Annotated in this window: 13 protein-coding genes; 5 read left to right on the top strand and 8 right to left on the bottom strand. The window is 66.6% G+C overall.

The features are described 5' to 3' along the window. The first annotated feature begins 2 nt into the window (after positions 1–2). The 5 genes from O3301_RS01450 (at position 3) to O3301_RS01430 (ending at position 6,186) form a co-directional block, all read left to right on the top strand. Entirely contained in the window at positions 3–629 is a 627-nt protein-coding gene (locus O3301_RS01450; RefSeq protein ID WP_305055288.1) for a response regulator, read from the top strand. Positions 630–663: 34 nt separating this feature from the next. Further along, positions 664–1,026 (top strand): Hpt domain-containing protein, encoded by a 363-nt coding sequence (locus O3301_RS01445; protein ID WP_305055287.1) that lies wholly within the window; start codon positions 664–666, stop codon positions 1,024–1,026. Next, the gene (locus O3301_RS01440) at positions 1,023–2,486 is read left to right on the top strand and encodes a response regulator (protein WP_305055286.1); all 1,464 of its coding nucleotides are present in this window, start codon (positions 1,023–1,025) and stop codon (positions 2,484–2,486) included. Before O3301_RS01445 ends, O3301_RS01440 begins: the two co-directional genes overlap by 4 nt. 97 nt (positions 2,487–2,583) lie before the next feature. Beyond that, positions 2,584–6,027, top strand: coding sequence for a response regulator (locus O3301_RS01435; RefSeq protein ID WP_305055285.1), 3,444 nt, complete (start codon positions 2,584–2,586; stop codon positions 6,025–6,027). Positions 6,028–6,060: 33 nt separating this feature from the next. Beyond that, positions 6,061–6,186 (top strand): hypothetical protein, encoded by a 126-nt coding sequence (locus O3301_RS01430; protein ID WP_257218626.1) that lies wholly within the window; start codon positions 6,061–6,063, stop codon positions 6,184–6,186. 3 nt (positions 6,187–6,189) lie between these two features. Here the strand turns inward: O3301_RS01430 and O3301_RS01425 are convergent, their stop codons facing one another. From O3301_RS01425 to narH, 8 genes are all read right to left on the bottom strand, one after another. Continuing rightward, complete coding sequence (locus tag O3301_RS01425) at positions 6,190–7,401, bottom strand: NnrS family protein (protein ID WP_305055284.1); 1,212 nt, start codon at positions 7,399–7,401, stop codon at positions 6,190–6,192. Between the two features lie 110 nt (positions 7,402–7,511). Further along, the gene (locus O3301_RS01420) at positions 7,512–8,174 is read right to left on the bottom strand and encodes a response regulator (RefSeq protein ID WP_034781594.1); all 663 of its coding nucleotides are present in this window, start codon (positions 8,172–8,174) and stop codon (positions 7,512–7,514) included. Positions 8,175–8,197: 23 nt separating this feature from the next. Then, positions 8,198–10,099 carry a type IV pili methyl-accepting chemotaxis transducer N-terminal domain-containing protein gene (locus O3301_RS01415; protein ID WP_305055283.1) on the bottom strand — a complete coding sequence of 634 codons (1,902 nt, stop codon included), beginning with the start codon at positions 10,097–10,099 and terminating at the stop codon, positions 8,198–8,200. Positions 10,100–10,125: 26 nt separating this feature from the next. Continuing rightward, positions 10,126–11,112 carry a GTP 3',8-cyclase MoaA gene (moaA, locus tag O3301_RS01410; protein WP_251348986.1) on the bottom strand — a complete coding sequence of 329 codons (987 nt, stop codon included), beginning with the start codon at positions 11,110–11,112 and terminating at the stop codon, positions 10,126–10,128. 88 nt (positions 11,113–11,200) lie between these two features. After that, complete coding sequence (locus O3301_RS01405; protein WP_099664216.1) at positions 11,201–11,947, bottom strand: peptidylprolyl isomerase; 747 nt, start codon at positions 11,945–11,947, stop codon at positions 11,201–11,203. A gap of 13 nt (positions 11,948–11,960) precedes the next feature. Next, positions 11,961–12,647 carry a respiratory nitrate reductase subunit gamma gene (narI, locus tag O3301_RS01400; RefSeq protein ID WP_289905217.1) on the bottom strand — a complete coding sequence of 229 codons (687 nt, stop codon included), beginning with the start codon at positions 12,645–12,647 and terminating at the stop codon, positions 11,961–11,963. A 34-nt stretch (positions 12,648–12,681) separates the two neighbouring features. Next, positions 12,682–13,350 (bottom strand): nitrate reductase molybdenum cofactor assembly chaperone, encoded by a 669-nt coding sequence (gene narJ / locus O3301_RS01395; protein ID WP_251348989.1) that lies wholly within the window; start codon positions 13,348–13,350, stop codon positions 12,682–12,684. 9 nt (positions 13,351–13,359) lie between these two features. Next, positions 13,360–14,910 carry a nitrate reductase subunit beta gene (narH, locus tag O3301_RS01390; RefSeq protein ID WP_305055282.1) on the bottom strand — a complete coding sequence of 517 codons (1,551 nt, stop codon included), beginning with the start codon at positions 14,908–14,910 and terminating at the stop codon, positions 13,360–13,362.

The raw sequence follows: 14,910 nt of genomic DNA, 5'->3' as shown, positions 1-14,910 counted from the left end.
TCATGCACACTGCAGACGTTTGCACTACCCAAAAGGCCGCCGAAATCCTCGGCATCTCGGTCACATCGGTGCAGCAACTGGTCGAGGCCGGCGTGATCGAAGCCTGGAAGACCAAGGGCGGCCACCGGCGCATTCCCCTCGCGGCCGTCGAAGCCTACAAGGGCAATCCCGGCCAGCCGGGCCAGGACCAGCGCGCCGCACGCGCCAACCGCCCCGCCCCGTCCGGCCGCCCGCCGTCCATCCTCGTCATCGAAGACAACCCGATCGAACGGGCGCTGTATGAAAAGCAGATCGGTTCCTGGGGCTTGCAGGCGGACTTGCGCTTTTGCGAAAACGGCTACCAGGCGCTGATGGAAATCGCCCGCGACCAGCCCGACATCCTGCTGGCCGACATCATCATGGAAGGCATCGACGGCTACGAGGTGATCCGCACCATCCTGGCCGACCCGCTGCTGGCGGACATGCACATCGCCATGCTGTCGAGCCTGACGCCGGAGGAACTGAAAGAACGGGGCGGCGTGCCGCCCGGCGTGGTATTTTTTGCCAAGCCCGTCAATTACGACGAACTGCGCGGCTATCTGCGCGCCTGCTGCGCCGGCCATGCGCGGCGCAACAGCCTGGCCGCCTAGCCGGCCACCGCCTTCCCCCCGCCACGGAGCCGCCATGCCAGCCTATCGCCACATCGATCCTGCCGTGCTGTTCCAGGCCACCGGCCGCGACCTGGAGATGTTCCGCGCCCTGTCGCAGACCTACCTCGATACGGCGCCGGCCATGTTTGCCCGCGTCGAGCAGGCCGTGCGCGGCGGCGCGGCGCAAGCCATCGTGCACAGTTGCCATACCTTGCGCGGCACCGTCGTCCTGCTGGGCGCCAGCGCCCTGGCGGCGCGCCTGGCGGCACTCGAGCAGCTGGTGCGCCACCAGGGTGTGCCGGCAGCGAACTGGCTCGATGAGACGGCGGCGCTGGTCGGCGCCGTGGAGCAGGAGGTACGCCGCAGCATGCTCGACTACACGGGCGCGCAGGCATGAACGCGCGCCAGGCCGCCCTGCGCCTGGTGCACCGCTATCGGCCGCGCACCACGGCGGCCGTCGTGGGCCTGGTGCTGGTGGGCCTGCTGGCGTTGCGCATCGTCGTCTCCGGCGTGCTGCTGCACCGCGAAGCCGTCGATGACTGGAAGCAGGACTTGTCCAAGCTGTCGCTGCTGCTGGCGGAAAACACGGCGCAGAGCATGACGGCGGCCAGGCTGGTGCTCGACGGCGTCAGCCGCGACATCGATGCCGCCGCCCCGGCGGATGCGCAAGCGCTGGCCGCCGCCGTCGGCACCCCGGCCATGCAGCAGATGCTGCGACACAAGATCGGCGGCGTGCCGCAAGTGGACGGGGTGTCCATCATCGGCGGCGATGCCAAGGTGCTGGCCTTCAGCCGCGCCTTTCCCGCGCCGCCCCTCCGCCTCGACGAGCGCGATTACTTCGAGTATCACCGGCGCCACCCGGACGGCGGCATGCATGTCAGCGCGCCCGTGCAAAACAAGGGCGATGGCGCCTGGACCTTCTATATCAGCCGGCGCATCAGCGGCACGGACGGCCGCTTCCTGGGCGTGGTGCTGGTGGGCCTGTCGTGCGACTTCTTCAGCAAATTCTTCCAGAACACCAGCATCGGCGAACACACGGCCTTTTCCCTGTACCGCAGCGACTACAGGCTGCTGGCCCGCTGGCCGGCCGTACCCGCCATGATGGGCAAGCGCAACCTGACGGGCAGCACCTACCGCCTGCTGGAACAGGGCAAGACCGATGGCGTGCTGCAGGTGGACTCGCCGCGCGCGGCCGACCAGGGGCGCGCGGTCGACCGCCTGGCCGCCATACGGCTGGTGCGCGACTATCCGCTGGCCATCAACGTGACCGTGACGGACGACGTCTACCTGGCGGGCTGGCGGCGCATGCTGCTCACCATGGGCGGCGCGGCCGTCGTCAGCCTGCTCGTGCTGGCCGCGGCCGTCGCGCTGATCCTGGCCCTGCTGCGGCGCCAGGAGCGCGACGCGGCCACGGTGCTGGCGCTGCAGGAGCGCGCGGCACCAGCGGATGCCGCCAAGCCGCCGGAGCAGGAGATAGCGCCGGGCGCGCGCATCCTGCTGGTCGAGGATACGGCGCTGAACCGCCAGCTGGTGTGCCTGCAGCTGGGTACCTGCGGCTACGCCATCGACACGGCGGAGAACGGCGCGCTGGGCCTGCAGGCGCTGGCCGGACAGCAGTACGACCTGGTCCTGATGGATTGCATGATGCCCGTCATGGACGGCTACCAGGCGTGCCAGGCCCTGCGCACCCGCGAAGCGGCCAGCGGCGCGCCGCGCCTGCCCGTCATCGCCCTCACGGCCGGCGTCACCGACGACGACCGGCAGCGCTGCGCGGCGGCCGGCATGGACGATTACCTGTCCAAGCCCTTCACGGCCGCCCAGTTGCGCGCCATGGTGGAACGCTGGCTGGCGCGCTAGCCCGCGGCGGCCGCCTGGCGGCAAATTGACCACACTATCACCTGCGTAGTCATGCGCAAAAGTTGTTCTCCGTGCATATCGGGTATAGCATCGCCACATGACCTACCACACAGACGCGGCGGCAGTGCACAGGCGATTGATCGAATGGCTGTTTTTGCTCCTCGGGCTGCTGATCGTGGCTGCCGCCCTCGCCTACGCGCACCTGGCCGAAGCGTCGCGGCACGATGCGGCCGAGCGCGAAAGGCTCAGCGTGCTGACGGCGCTGCTGGCAAAAAATATCGAAGTCGACCTGGCGTCGACCAACCTGGTGCTCGACGGCGTGATCCGCGACTATCTTGCCGCCGGCGCCGCGCCCGACGCCGGGCAAGCGCTGCCCCGGCGCCTGGCCGCGCTGGTCGACGCCATGCCGGGCGTGCGCACCATGCTGGTCATCGATGCCGGCGGCAAGCCGGTCGCCACCAACATCCCGGAACTGGCCGGCCAGGATTTTTCGCGCCGCGGCTACTTCCAGACGGCGCGCGACGCCCCCGATGCGCGCATGCTGTACATCTCGGCACCTTTCCTGTCCTTCAAGCGGGACCTGGTCATCACGGCGGCGCGCATGGTGCAGGACCGGCAAGGCCGCTTTGCCGGCGTCGTCGTGGCCACCTTCGACCCCGACTATTTCACGGCCAAGTTCCGCACCGCCATGTATGCGGCCGACGTCTGGGCCGTGGTCGTGCATGGCGACGGCCGGCAATTCCTGAACTATCCCCCCAGGAACGCCAATGGCGGCAATGTGGACGCGCCCGGCAGCTTCCTGCGGCGCTTTCGCGACAGCGGCTTTCAGGCGGGCGTGCTGAGCGGCGTCGAGATTGCCGGCGCCGGCGGGTCCGCCTCCCCCCGCGTCATGGCGATGGCAACCATCGCCCCCGCCGCGCTGCACATGGACCGCGCCCTGATCATCGGCCTGAGCCGCGAAGAAGCGGCCATCGCGGCCCCCCTGCGGCGCCAGGCGCTGGGCTACGTGCTCGGTTTTGCCATGCTGGCGCTGGCCGCGGCCAGCCTGCTGTTCTGGAGCCAGCGGCGGCGCCGGCAGCAGGCGGCCTGGCAGGTGGAACAGGAAAGGGAGCGCCAGGCCATGCAAGCCGTGTCCGACAGCGAAACGCGCTTTCGCACCCTGATCGAAGATGCGCCCGTGGCGATCGCCATCCTGCGCCATGGGCGCTTCGTGTATTCCAACCCGCGCTACCGCCACCTGCATGGCTATGCGCCCGAGGATGACCTGAGCGGCCTGGCCTGGCGCACCATGCTCACGGCCGACTCGCAAGTGGCGCTGGCAAGCAACGAGGCGCTGATCCAGGCCGATTCGGCCAGCGAACAGGTATTTGAAGCCGTCGGCCTCGACAAGCAGGGCCGGCCCGTGCCCACCCTCAAGACCAGCACGCGCGTGATGCTCAAGGATGGGCCGGCCACCTTGATCTTTGCCCAGGATATTTCCGCGCAAAAGCAGGCCGAGGCGGCCATGCTGCTGGCGCGCGACGGGGCCGAAGCGGCCAACCGCAGCAAGGCGGAATTCCTCGCCAACATGAGCCATGAAATCCGCTCGCCGCTGAACGCCATCCTCGGCATGGCCTGGCTGCTGGAAAGGGGCCGCCTGGATGAAGATGGACTGTTGATGACGCGCAAGATCCGCGCCGCCGGCCAATCCCTGCTGGGCATCATCAACGACGTGCTGGACGTCTCGAAAATCGAGGCCGGCCACATGCGCATCGAGCAGGCGCCGTTCCGCCTGGCCGAGGTGATCGAAAAGATTGCCGCCAGCATGGGCGTTGCCGCGCACGACAAGCCGATTGAGGTGCGGATCGGGCCGTTGCCCGACGGTATCGACCACATGCTGGGCGACGCGCTGCGGCTGGAGCAGGTGCTGGTCAACCTGGGCAGCAATGCCATCAAGTTCACGCCGCAGGGCACGGTCGAGCTGCTGACCACGCTGGACAGCCGCGACGGCGACGCCGCGGTGCTGCGCTTTTGCGTGCGCGACACGGGCATCGGCATCGCCCCCGAGGTGCAGGAAGCGATTTTTTCCGCCTTCGCCCAGGCCGACAGTTCCACCACGCGCCGCTTCGGCGGCACGGGATTGGGCTTGACCATCTGCCGCCAGCTGGTCCACCTGATGGGCGGCACCCTGCAGCTGAAAAGCGGCCTGGGCCAGGGCAGCGAATTCAGTTTCACGGTGCCCCTGCAATTGATGCCCGCCGGCGCCCTGTCCTCGCCCGACATGCAGGGCCTGCATGTCTTGCTGGCCGATGACAACGCCGGCACGCGCGAGGCGGTGGACGCCGTGGCGCGCGGCCTGGGCTGGAGCGTGCATGCCGTGTCCGGCGGCCAGGCGGCACTCGATTATGCGCTGGCCTGCGCCGAGGGCGAGCGGCCCGGCGTCGTGGTGCTGGCCGCGCGCATGCCGGACCTGGACGGCGAAGCGACGGCGCGCGCGCTGCGCGAATACTTGCCGCCGCAGGACTGCCCCGTCGTCATCCTGGCCGCCAGCGGCGCGCCGGCAATGGCGCCGGCACGCCGGCGCACCGACCCGGTCTATGCCGCCGATGCCATCCTCAACGAGCCGGTGACCGCTTCCAGCCTGTACAACGCGGTGATGGCTGCGCGCCAGCAGCGCGCCAGGGACGCCGGCCTGGACGCCAGTCTGGCTCCGCTGGAAGAGCGCCAGCTGGCCGGCGTGCGCGTGCTGGTGGTCGACGACAGCGAAATCAACCGCGACGTGGTCAGGCATATCCTGTGCGACCAGGGCGCCGTGCCCTCGTTCGCCTGCGACGGCCAGCAGGCGCTGGACTGGCTGCTCGCCCACCCCGCCGACGTCGACATCGTGCTGATGGATGTGCAGATGCCCGTCATGGATGGCTTGCAGGCGACGCGCGCGCTGCGCCAGTTGCCGCAGTTCCAGGACTTGCCCGTGGTGGCGCTGACGGCCGGCGCCTTCCAGACGCAGCGCACGGCGGCACTGGAAGCGGGCGTGAACCATTTCATCAGCAAACCGTTCGACGTGCCGCAGACCATCGCCCTGGTGGCGCGCGCGCACCGGCGTCATGCGCAAGGACTGCCTGCCCTGCAGCCTGTCACGGCCGAAATGGCAATGACCGAGCCGCCGGCCGGCGCGGCGCCTGCGATCGACCTGGCGCAAGGGATGGCGCAGTGGCTCGACGAAGCGCCCTACCGCCAGCACCTGTCGCGTTTTAGCAACACCTACGGCGACACGGTCGGCGCCATGCGGGCGCTGCTGGCGGCCGATGCGCGCGGCGACGCGGCCGCGCTGGCGCACAAGCTGGCCGGCGAGGCGGGCAGCCTGGCCCTGCCCGCCACCCTGCATGCGGCCCGGCATGCCGAACAGCTGCTGCACGCCGGCGACGATGCGGCCGCCGCGCTCGACACACTGGAGCAGGCGCTGGCGCACGCCCTCGAGGCTGTCGCCGCCTTCACGGCACGGACGCCGCCGCCCGACCAGGCGCCCGTACCAAAAACGCAACATGGCCGGGCATGCCAATGATAAACTTGCCAATATGAAATTTTGGGAGACGCCATGATCTGGTGCAGGGATTTGCTGCTGAGAGCCTTGATGCTGGGGCTGCTGCTATTCGTCGTGGGCGAATCGCTGTCTTACTGGACGCCGGAAATCAGGAAACTGCTGGCCTGGCGCCCTTTCTGACGCTTAGCCTTCGCGGCCATCCACCCTGGCGCGCCACAGGTACGGCGCATACACGCACGCATACAGGCAAAAGGCCAGCGACCAGCAGGCGCCCGCTGCCAGCAGCAGCGGCATGGCCAGCGTTGCGGGACCGACGGCGGCCAGCAGGCGCGCCAGCGCGCCCAGCTGGATCAGCCAGTACATCGCCGCTTCCGCCCTGCCGCCTTTCAACGGCCGCCCCGTATGACCCAGGGTGGTGCGCGTCATCATGCCGATGATCAGGCCCGCCATCGAGCCCACCGTCAGCGCGTGAAACGCGGCGCTGGCCGGCAGCAGGCCCAGGCTGGCGGCCGCCAGCAGCGCGAAGCCGATGCCTATCCACGCATACGACAGGTGCAGTATCCACAGCAGCGGCACGCCCAGGGTGCGCTGCGGCTGCCAGGCCAGCAGGTTGGCCAGCGAGACGCCGGCAGCGCAGAAAGCCAGCGGCGCCGTCAGCCAGGCCGGCGCGCCGGCCAGCCACGCGATCGCGGCCGCCGCCATGCAGGCCACGGCGATCAAGGCCCGCCGCGGGCTGGCCACCGGCGTGCTGCCCGGAGCGCCATTGCGGGTAAACATGGGGATCACGCGCGCGCCGATCACCGATTCGATCAGCACGATGATGAAGATGGCCGCCTGCACGGGCAGGAACAGCGACAGCGGCAGCCAGCCCAGCACAGCCGCGTGGAACAGGCCGTTGGCCAGCGCCAGCAAGGCCAGCAGGCCGACGAGGAACAGGTTGCGCGTATTGCCCGAGCGGCGCAGCACCCGATACAGGGGCCAGGCGGCCAGCGGCAGGAACAGCCAGTCGACCAGCGCCGTCAGCAGGCTTGGCCCGCACAGCATGGCCACGCGCCCCGCCAGCCACAGCGCCGCCAGCGCCATCAGCGGCGCGCCATGCGGCGTGGGCAAGCCCGTCCAGTTGCGTCCCGCCGTGTACAGGAAGCCCACGACGACGGCCAGCGCGAAGCCGAACACCATTTCATGCATATGCCAGCCCAGCCCCACGTGCAAGCCGCCCGCCAGCACGCCGAAGTAGCTGGCCAGCCACAGGGGAATGCTGATGGCCGCAAACACGGCCGCCAGCAGGTAAAACGGGCGGAAACCCAGTTGCCAGACGGCGTGGCCGGCATGCCAGGGCGCAGCGCCGGGGGCGGCGGGAGAAGGAGATGGTTCGCTGATCGGGGTGATGGCCATGATGGACTCGCATTTAAAGATATATTCAATATACTACTTTAAAAGCACAGCTGCCGCCATCGGCAAAAGGATTAGACGGCTAGCCCGCAAGGACTAGCCGCCGGCGCAGGCTACTTGCCCTGGCGGTGCTCGACCGCGTACACGGCCGCCTGCACGCGGCTGGTGAGGTTGAGTTTTTTCAGCACGTTCTGCACGTGGATCTTGACCGTGCTTTCGGCCAGGTCCAGCGTGCGGGCGATGCCCTTGTTGCTCTCGCCGCGCGACAGGCAGTCGATGATTTCCTTTTCGCGCGGCGTGAGCTTGTCGAGTTCCGACACGGGCTCCTCGCGCCGCGTGCCCGCCTGCAGCTGCGCCACCAGCTTGCCCGTCATGGCTTCGGCGATGACGACTTCGCCGGCGGCCGCACGGCGGATGGCGCGCACCAGGTAATCGGCGTCGATATTCTTGATCAGATAGCCGCAGGCGCCCGCGCGCAAGGCCGTCGCCAGGTCTTCCGCGTCTTCGGACACGGTCAGCATGACGATGGCCGTGTCCGGGCAATCGTGCTGCATCAGCTGCAGCGCTTCCACGCCGGACATGCCGGCCATGTTCAGGTCCAGCAGCACCACGTCGGGCTGCAGCTGGATGGCGCGCTTGATGCCTTCCACGCCATCGGCCGCCTCGCCCACGACGGAAAAGTCCGTATGCCGCTGCAGCAGCGAGCGTATGCCGCTGCGGAACAGCGCGTGGTCGTCCACCAGCATGACGGTGATCGGTTTATCGGGAGTCTCCATTTTTTGTACTTTCAGGTGGTTACTTAGGCGGCGCGGCGCTGCTCGCGCGACAAATGCAGTTCGACGGTGGTGCCGCCGCCAGGACAGGCGTGCACGTCGAACGTGGCCTCGATGCGCTGCGCGCGCTCGCGCATGATGTGGATGCCGACATGGCTGTCGCCCTTTTCCAGCACGGCGCAAGCGTCGAAGCCGACGCCATTGTCGCTGATCGTCAAGGTAAAGTCCTGGTGGTCGGCGAGGCGCACCTCGACGTGGCTGGCCTGGGCGTGCTTGCGGATGTTCGACAGCGCTTCCTGCACGATGAATAATAACTGCAATTGCTGCTCGCGGGGGAATGGCGCGCCGTCGACATCGGCCAGCAGTTCGGCGTCGATGCCCGTCTGGCGGCGGAATTTGTCCACCGCGGCGCGCAGGGAGCCGATCAGGTCATCTTCCATCAGGCGGCTGCGGAAATTGGCCAGCAGTTCGCGCACGTCTTCATAGCTTTCCTTCACGCCCGCATGCAGGGCCGGCACGATGCCCGCTACCTCGTCGAAACGGGCGTTGCGCACGGAGTCGTCGAGCATCTGCACTTGCAGGTTGAGGAAATTGAGGCTTTGCGCGATGCTGTCGTGCAGCCCCTGCGCCACCAGGTTGCGCTCTTCGGAAATGGCCATTTCGCGTTCGCGCGCGGCCAGGCGCAGGTTTTCCAGCGCGATGCCCAGCAACTGGCCCAGCGTTTCCAGCAAGGCCAGCTCGCGCGCGGAAAACACGCGGGCATGGCGGAAATGCAGGTTGAAGAAGCCCAGGTGCTGTTCGTGCGCGTGGATATGGAAGACGGAGACGGTGGCAAAGCCCTCGCGGTGGCAGCGCAGCTCGTGCGCCTTGTCGATGCGGCGCATGTCGTGCACCTTCGCCACCTTCATCTCGACGGCCGTGCCACACAGGCAGTCGCCTACCTTCAGGCAATGCTCGGACGCCACCAGTTCTTCGGACAGGCCGTGGTGCACCACCATGTGCAGGTTGCCCCGCTCGGCGTCGAGCACGCGCACGGTGGAGCCGTCGGCCTCGAAATAGTCGACGATGCGCTGCATGAAACCGCCGCAGATGTCTTCCAGCGGCTGCGGGCGCTGCAGGAAGGCGGCGCTTTCGTACAGCAGCGCCAGTTCGCGGTTGCGGTATTCCAGCGTGGCCGTCTTGCTGCGCACACCCTCTTCCAGGTTGCCGTACAGCGCCTGCAGGCGGTCGGCCATCTGGTTGAAGCCACTGGCCAGCTGGCCGAATTCGTCATTGCTCTCGACGGCCAGGCGCACGCTGAAATCGCGTTCCTTCATGCGCTGCATGCCCAGCCGCAGGCGCGTAACCGGTTCGATGATCAGCATGAACATCAGGTAAATCATGCTGACCGTGCCGATGACGGCCATCCCGACGAGGATCAGTTGCGAGGCGCGCAGCCAGAAGGTGCGCTGTTCGCTATCGTGTTCGATCAGGCGCACCAGCTGGTCGACCTGGCCGACGAAGGTATCGGCGTCATGCTCGAACTGGCGCGCGCGCAGGCTGGAATCGGCGGCCAGGGCGGCCGGACGCAGGGCGCCGCGCCAGGCGGTGCCGATGCGTTCGAATTCGGATTTGATGGCGCTGCTGGGCGGCAGGAACAAGGGGCGCTGCGGGTCGCCATGGCCGATCTTGGCCAGGGTCTCGTCGATCAGCAGCACTTGCTGGCGCGCCTGCTCGCCCGCGTCGCTGGCAAGCAAAAGGGTCAGGCGGTAGGTCTGCATGCGCAGCCGGCCCGTCTCGTTGATGGCGGCCGAACTGCCTTCGAGCTGCCACGACAGGAACAGGGTACAGCCGATGGCACTCAGGGCCAGCACCAGCATGAGCAGCAGCGCGCCGACGATCTTGGTCGACAGCTTCTGCCAGGAGGAAAACATCGCTTTAAATTTCATACACCCTTTACTTGGCACCGCCCCGTTCAGCCTCCGGTTTGGGCCATAAAACGGATAATCTTGTCCGGCTGCGTATTGAAATCGTGCTGCTGCGGCTTGAGTTCGATGGCGGCACGGATCGCCGCCTCGATCTCCGCATCCGTGGCCCCGCCGCGCAGCATGGGGCCAAAGGCGAATTTTTCTTCCTGGCCCAGGCACAGGTACAGGGTACCATCGACGGACAGGCGCACGCGGTTGCAGGTGGCGCAAAAGTGCTGCGACATGGGCGTGATGAAACCGATGCTCGAGCGCCCGTCGGGGGTCGCCATGTAGCGCGCCGGCCCGCCACCGAGCTCCATCGCCTGCGGCACCAGGCCAAATCGGGCCGCCAGGCGTTCGCGCACGGGACCGAGCGGCATGTAGCGGGCATTGCGGCCCGTGCTGCCCATCGGCATGGCTTCGATCAGGCGCAGGATGAACTGCTGCTCGATGCAGAAGGCCGCCATGGCCTCGATCTGGCTATCATTGACGCCGCGCATGGCCACCATATTGATCTTGATCGGATCGAAACCGGCCCCCTTGCCCGCCATCAGGCCGTCCAGAATCGGCTGCAGGCTGTCGCGCCCCGTGATCTGCTGCATGCAGGCGCGGTCCAGCGAATCGAGACTGACATTGATGCGGTCCACGCCGGCCGCACGCAGGGCCACGGCATGCTTGCCCAGCTGCGTGGCATTGGTCGACAGCGACAAATCCTGCAAGCCGGGCAGCGCGGACAGCCGCTGCGCCAGCTCCGGCAGGTTGCGCCGCAACAGGGGCTCGCCGCCCGTCAGGCGCACGCGGCGCGTGCCGAGGCGAACGAAAATACCCAGCAGGCGCTCGATCTCGTCGAACGTCAGCCAGTCCTTCGGCTCTTCGAAACCGCGAAAGCCCTTGGGCATGCAATAACTGCAACGCAAATCGCAGCGGTCGGTGACGGACAGCCGCACATAATCGATCGAACGGCCAAAACGGTCCTGCAACTTGACGCTACCCATGACGCTACTCCTGTTTCTTCCTTGATTGTAAAGGCTGGGGCACGATCTGGCTGTGCCCCAGAAGGCCTAGCGGCCTACGCCTTCCGGTCTATTGCACTAACGGACTGGCTGTGCCTTCCAGCTCGATGCCGGCGATCTCCGCGCGCCCCACCAGCAAGTGCAGATACTGGTGCACGGCGCGCTGCCACGCGGCACGCGACAGGCGGTCGGCGATCTGCGCCTGCACCGCCTCGTAGGCGATGGCCTGGCCTTCGACCCGGCGCAGCACCTGCACGATGTGGTAGCCGAAGCGCGTTTCCAGCAAATGGCCAGCCAGCGCGCCCTCTTCCAGGCGGAAAAGCAGCGCGTCGAACTCCGGCACGCTCTGGCCCGGCGACAGCTGGCCCAGGTTGCCGCCCAGGGCGCCCGAGGGGCAGTTCGAATACTGCGCCGCCAGTTCGCCGAAGCGCTCGGGTGCCAGCTTCAGGGCATCGAGCACGGCTTGCGCCGTGGCCCGCAGCAGTTCCAAAGGCGCCTCCGGCGTCACCTGGAACAGGATGTGGCGCGCCTCGACCAGCGCCCCGCTGCTAAACAGCTGCGGGCGCTGCGCATAAAAGGTGCGGCAAGCCGCATCGTCGGCGGGCGGCACGCGCACTTCCTGCGCGAACAGCGCTTCGATGCGGTCGTCCAGGCTGCCGCCCTGCACGCCGAGGCGTTCGACCTCGTCTTGCAGCAGCCGGCGCAGCACCAGTTCATGCACGGCCTGTTTCAGCGGATTGCCGGCGCCGTCGTGATGCGGCAATTCCTGCGCGATGTCGGCATCGTCGATATCGATGCCATTGACGGAAATTCCCATGATGACTCCTTTCTTAGCGGCGGCGCACCAACTGATAGGCGCGACCCAGGTATCCGATGGCGCCAAAGCCGCTCCACACGTGCACCAGGCGGGTGAACGGGAAGATGACGAACAGCGACATACCCATGAACAGGTGCAGCTTGAACACCAGCGGCGCATCGACGATGAAACTGGCCGCGTCGCCGCGGAAAGTCACGATGTGCTGCGCCCAGTTCATCAGCAAGACCATCATGTGGCCATCCATGTGCGAAGCGGAGACGAAGATCGACGACAGTCCCAGCAGCAAGGTCAGCAGGATCCACACCATCACCAGCTTGTCGCCGGCCGTGGTGACGGCGCGCAAGCGCTCATTGGAAAAGCGGCGCACCAGCAGGATCAGGATGCCGGCCAGGCACAGGCCGCCCATCACGCCGCCGGCCGCCATGGCCACGCCCTGCTTCAGACCATGCGACACGCCCAGCGTATCCCACACCCAGACGGGGGTGAGCAAGCCGGCCGCATGGCCGAACAGCAGGCCGATGATGCCGATGTGGAACAGAATATTGCCCAGGCGCAGGCTGCCGCGGTGCAGCAGCTGGCTGGAATCGGACTTCCACGTGTATTGCTCGCGGTCGAAACGGATCAGGCTACCCAGGAAAAAGATGGCCAGCGCGATGTATGGATAAATGCCATACACAAATTGATGCAAATAATTACTCATGATGTACTCTCCTCATGCGGACGCAGGCGGCCAATTAAGCGGCGCGCCGCGGCTGCGGGTGAAAATGCACGGGATGGACACCGCCCGCGACCTGGCCCTGACCCTGGCGCAGCAACGGCTCGACGCCGTCCGCACCGGGACCGAAGGTTTCCAGCGCTTCATCCATGTCGCGCACCGGCGGTTCGGCCAGCATTTCGGCCGCCACGGGGCTCAGGCGTTCTAGCAAGGTGAAGACGGGCGCATACGGGCTGCCGTTGGCCGTCAGCTTGCGGCCGATGTGCGCCAGCACGTGGACGGCGTCGCCCAGCAACGGCGCCGAAGCCGCCTCGTCGAGCTGTGCCAGGAACTCCAGGAACAGGGGCACGAAGTCGGGCAAGTCGTCGCCCACCATTTGCAGGCCGTGGCGCTTGTATTCCTCCATCAGGTCGACCATGGCCTGGCCCCGGTCGCGCGATTCACCGTGGATATGCTCGAACAGGTGCAGCGAGTGCGACGGATTGCGGTCGAACGTGGCCACGTACTGCTGCTGCAGGTCGATCAGGCTGCTGCTTTCCAGGTGCGCCAGCAAGGGCCGCAGCAGCGCGTGCTGTTCCGGCACAGCCGCCAGCGCAGCGTCCAGTTGCGGCAGGTGCGCGATCAGCTCGGGCTCCGGATACAGCAGCAGGCGCGAGAGGATGTGATAATGGTTCATCGGGTTGTTCATATCGATTCCTTAGGCGCCAGGCGCCGTTTTGCGCGACTTCGGCATCTGCATGAAGATGGCCGAACCGTGCTTTTTCTTGCCGAACAAGGTCGGTTCGCTGGTGCCGTCCGAGCAGCCGTTGCCGAAGCTGAAACCGCAGGAACCCTTCTCGTTGAAGCTGTCCTCGGCCATTTCCTTGTGGCTGCTGGGGATGACGAAGCGGTCTTCGTAATTGGCGATGGCCATGATGTGGTACATGTCCTCCACCTGCGCCTTGGTCAAGCCCACCTGTTTCAGAACCGTGAGGTTCTCCACCTTCTCGACGGTCTTGCTGCGCATGTAGGCACGCATGGCCAGCATGCGGTCCAGCGCCGAGACGATGGGCGGCTGGTCGCCGGCCGTCAGCAGATTGGCCAGGTACTGCACGGGAATGCGCAGGCTTTGCGTATCCGGCAGCATGCCGTTCACGCCCAGCTTGCCCGATTCGGCGGCCGCCTGGATCGGCGACAGTGGCGGCACGTACCACACCATCGGCAAGGTGCGGTATTCCGGATGCAGCGGGAACGCCACCTTCCACTCGACGGCCATCTTGTAGACGGGCGACTTGACGGCAGCTTCCAGCCACAGGTCGGGAATGCCCTGGCGGCGCGCCTCGGCGATGATGGCCGGATCGTGCGGATCGAGGAACAGGTCGAGCTGCGCCTGGTACAGGTCCTGCTCCTGCGGCACGGAGGCGGCAGCCTCGATCTTGTCGGCGTCATACAGCAGCACGCCCAGGTAGCGGATGCGGCCCACGCACGTTTCCGAGCACACGGTCGGCTGGCCCGCTTCGATGCGGGGGAAGCAGAAGGTGCACTTCTCCGCCTTGCCGGAGGACCAATTGTAGTAAATCTTCTTGTACGGGCAACCGGAGATACACATGCGCCAGCCGCGGCACTTGTCCTGGTCGATCAGCACGATGCCGTCGTCTTCGCGCTTGTACACGGAGCCGGACGGGCAGGAGGCCATGCACGTCGGGTTCAGGCAATGCTCGCACAGGCGCGGCAAGTACATCATGAAGGTGTTTTCGAACGTGCCGTACATCTCCTTCTGCATGTTGTCGAACAGTTTATCTTTGCTGCGCTGAGCGAATTCCCCGCCCAGGTCATCTTCCCAATTCGGGCCCCACTCGATCTTCTCCATCTTTTTCCCCGTCAGCACGGAGATGGGACGGGCCGTCGGCGGCGTCTGCGACAGCGGCGCGCTTTGCAGGTGCTCGTAGTCGTAGGTGAACGGCTCGTAATACTCGTCGATGGCGGGCAGGTTTGGGTTGGCGAAGATATTCGCCAGGATTTTCAGACGGCTGCCCTGGCGCGGCTCGATCTTGCCCGCGTCCGTGCGGCGCCAGCCGCCATTCCACTTGTCCTGGTTTTCCCACTGCTTCGGATAGCCGATGCCTGGCTTGGTTTCCACGTTGTTGAACCATGCGTACTCGACGCCGTCACGGCTGGTCCACACGTTCTTGCAGGTGACGGAACAGGTGTGGCAGCCAATGCACTTGTCCAGGTTCAGCACCATGCCGATTTGCGCTCTGATTTTCAT

The sequence above is a fragment of the Janthinobacterium sp. SUN211 genome, assembly GCF_030587315.1.
GTDB lineage: Bacteria > Pseudomonadota > Gammaproteobacteria > Burkholderiales > Burkholderiaceae_D > Janthinobacterium > Janthinobacterium kumbetense.
Note: the sequence above shows the minus strand (reverse complement) of the source record. Positions and strands in the feature narration are given on the sequence as shown.

What these genes read in the sequence shown, in the direction of transcription:
- O3301_RS01450 (WP_305055288.1), top strand. Translation starts at nt 3, where the DNA reads ATGCACACTGCAGACGTTTGCACTACCCAAAAGGCCGCCGAAATCCTC.
- O3301_RS01445 (WP_305055287.1), top strand. Translation starts at nt 664, where the DNA reads ATGCCAGCCTATCGCCACATCGATCCTGCCGTGCTGTTCCAGGCCACC.
- O3301_RS01440 (WP_305055286.1), top strand. Translation starts at nt 1,023, where the DNA reads ATGAACGCGCGCCAGGCCGCCCTGCGCCTGGTGCACCGCTATCGGCCG.
- O3301_RS01435 (WP_305055285.1), top strand. Translation starts at nt 2,584, where the DNA reads ATGACCTACCACACAGACGCGGCGGCAGTGCACAGGCGATTGATCGAA.
- O3301_RS01430 (WP_257218626.1), top strand. Translation starts at nt 6,061, where the DNA reads ATGATCTGGTGCAGGGATTTGCTGCTGAGAGCCTTGATGCTGGGGCTG.
- O3301_RS01425 (WP_305055284.1), bottom strand. Translation starts at nt 7,401, where the DNA reads ATGGCCATCACCCCGATCAGCGAACCATCTCCTTCTCCCGCCGCCCCC.
- O3301_RS01420 (WP_034781594.1), bottom strand. Translation starts at nt 8,174, where the DNA reads ATGGAGACTCCCGATAAACCGATCACCGTCATGCTGGTGGACGACCAC.
- O3301_RS01415 (WP_305055283.1), bottom strand. Translation starts at nt 10,099, where the DNA reads ATGAAATTTAAAGCGATGTTTTCCTCCTGGCAGAAGCTGTCGACCAAG.
- moaA (WP_251348986.1), bottom strand. Translation starts at nt 11,112, where the DNA reads ATGGGTAGCGTCAAGTTGCAGGACCGTTTTGGCCGTTCGATCGATTAT.
- O3301_RS01405 (WP_099664216.1), bottom strand. Translation starts at nt 11,947, where the DNA reads ATGGGAATTTCCGTCAATGGCATCGATATCGACGATGCCGACATCGCG.
- narI (WP_289905217.1), bottom strand. Translation starts at nt 12,647, where the DNA reads ATGAGTAATTATTTGCATCAATTTGTGTATGGCATTTATCCATACATC.
- narJ (WP_251348989.1), bottom strand. Translation starts at nt 13,350, where the DNA reads ATGAACAACCCGATGAACCATTATCACATCCTCTCGCGCCTGCTGCTG.
- narH (WP_305055282.1), bottom strand. Translation starts at nt 14,910, where the DNA reads ATGAAAATCAGAGCGCAAATCGGCATGGTGCTGAACCTGGACAAGTGC.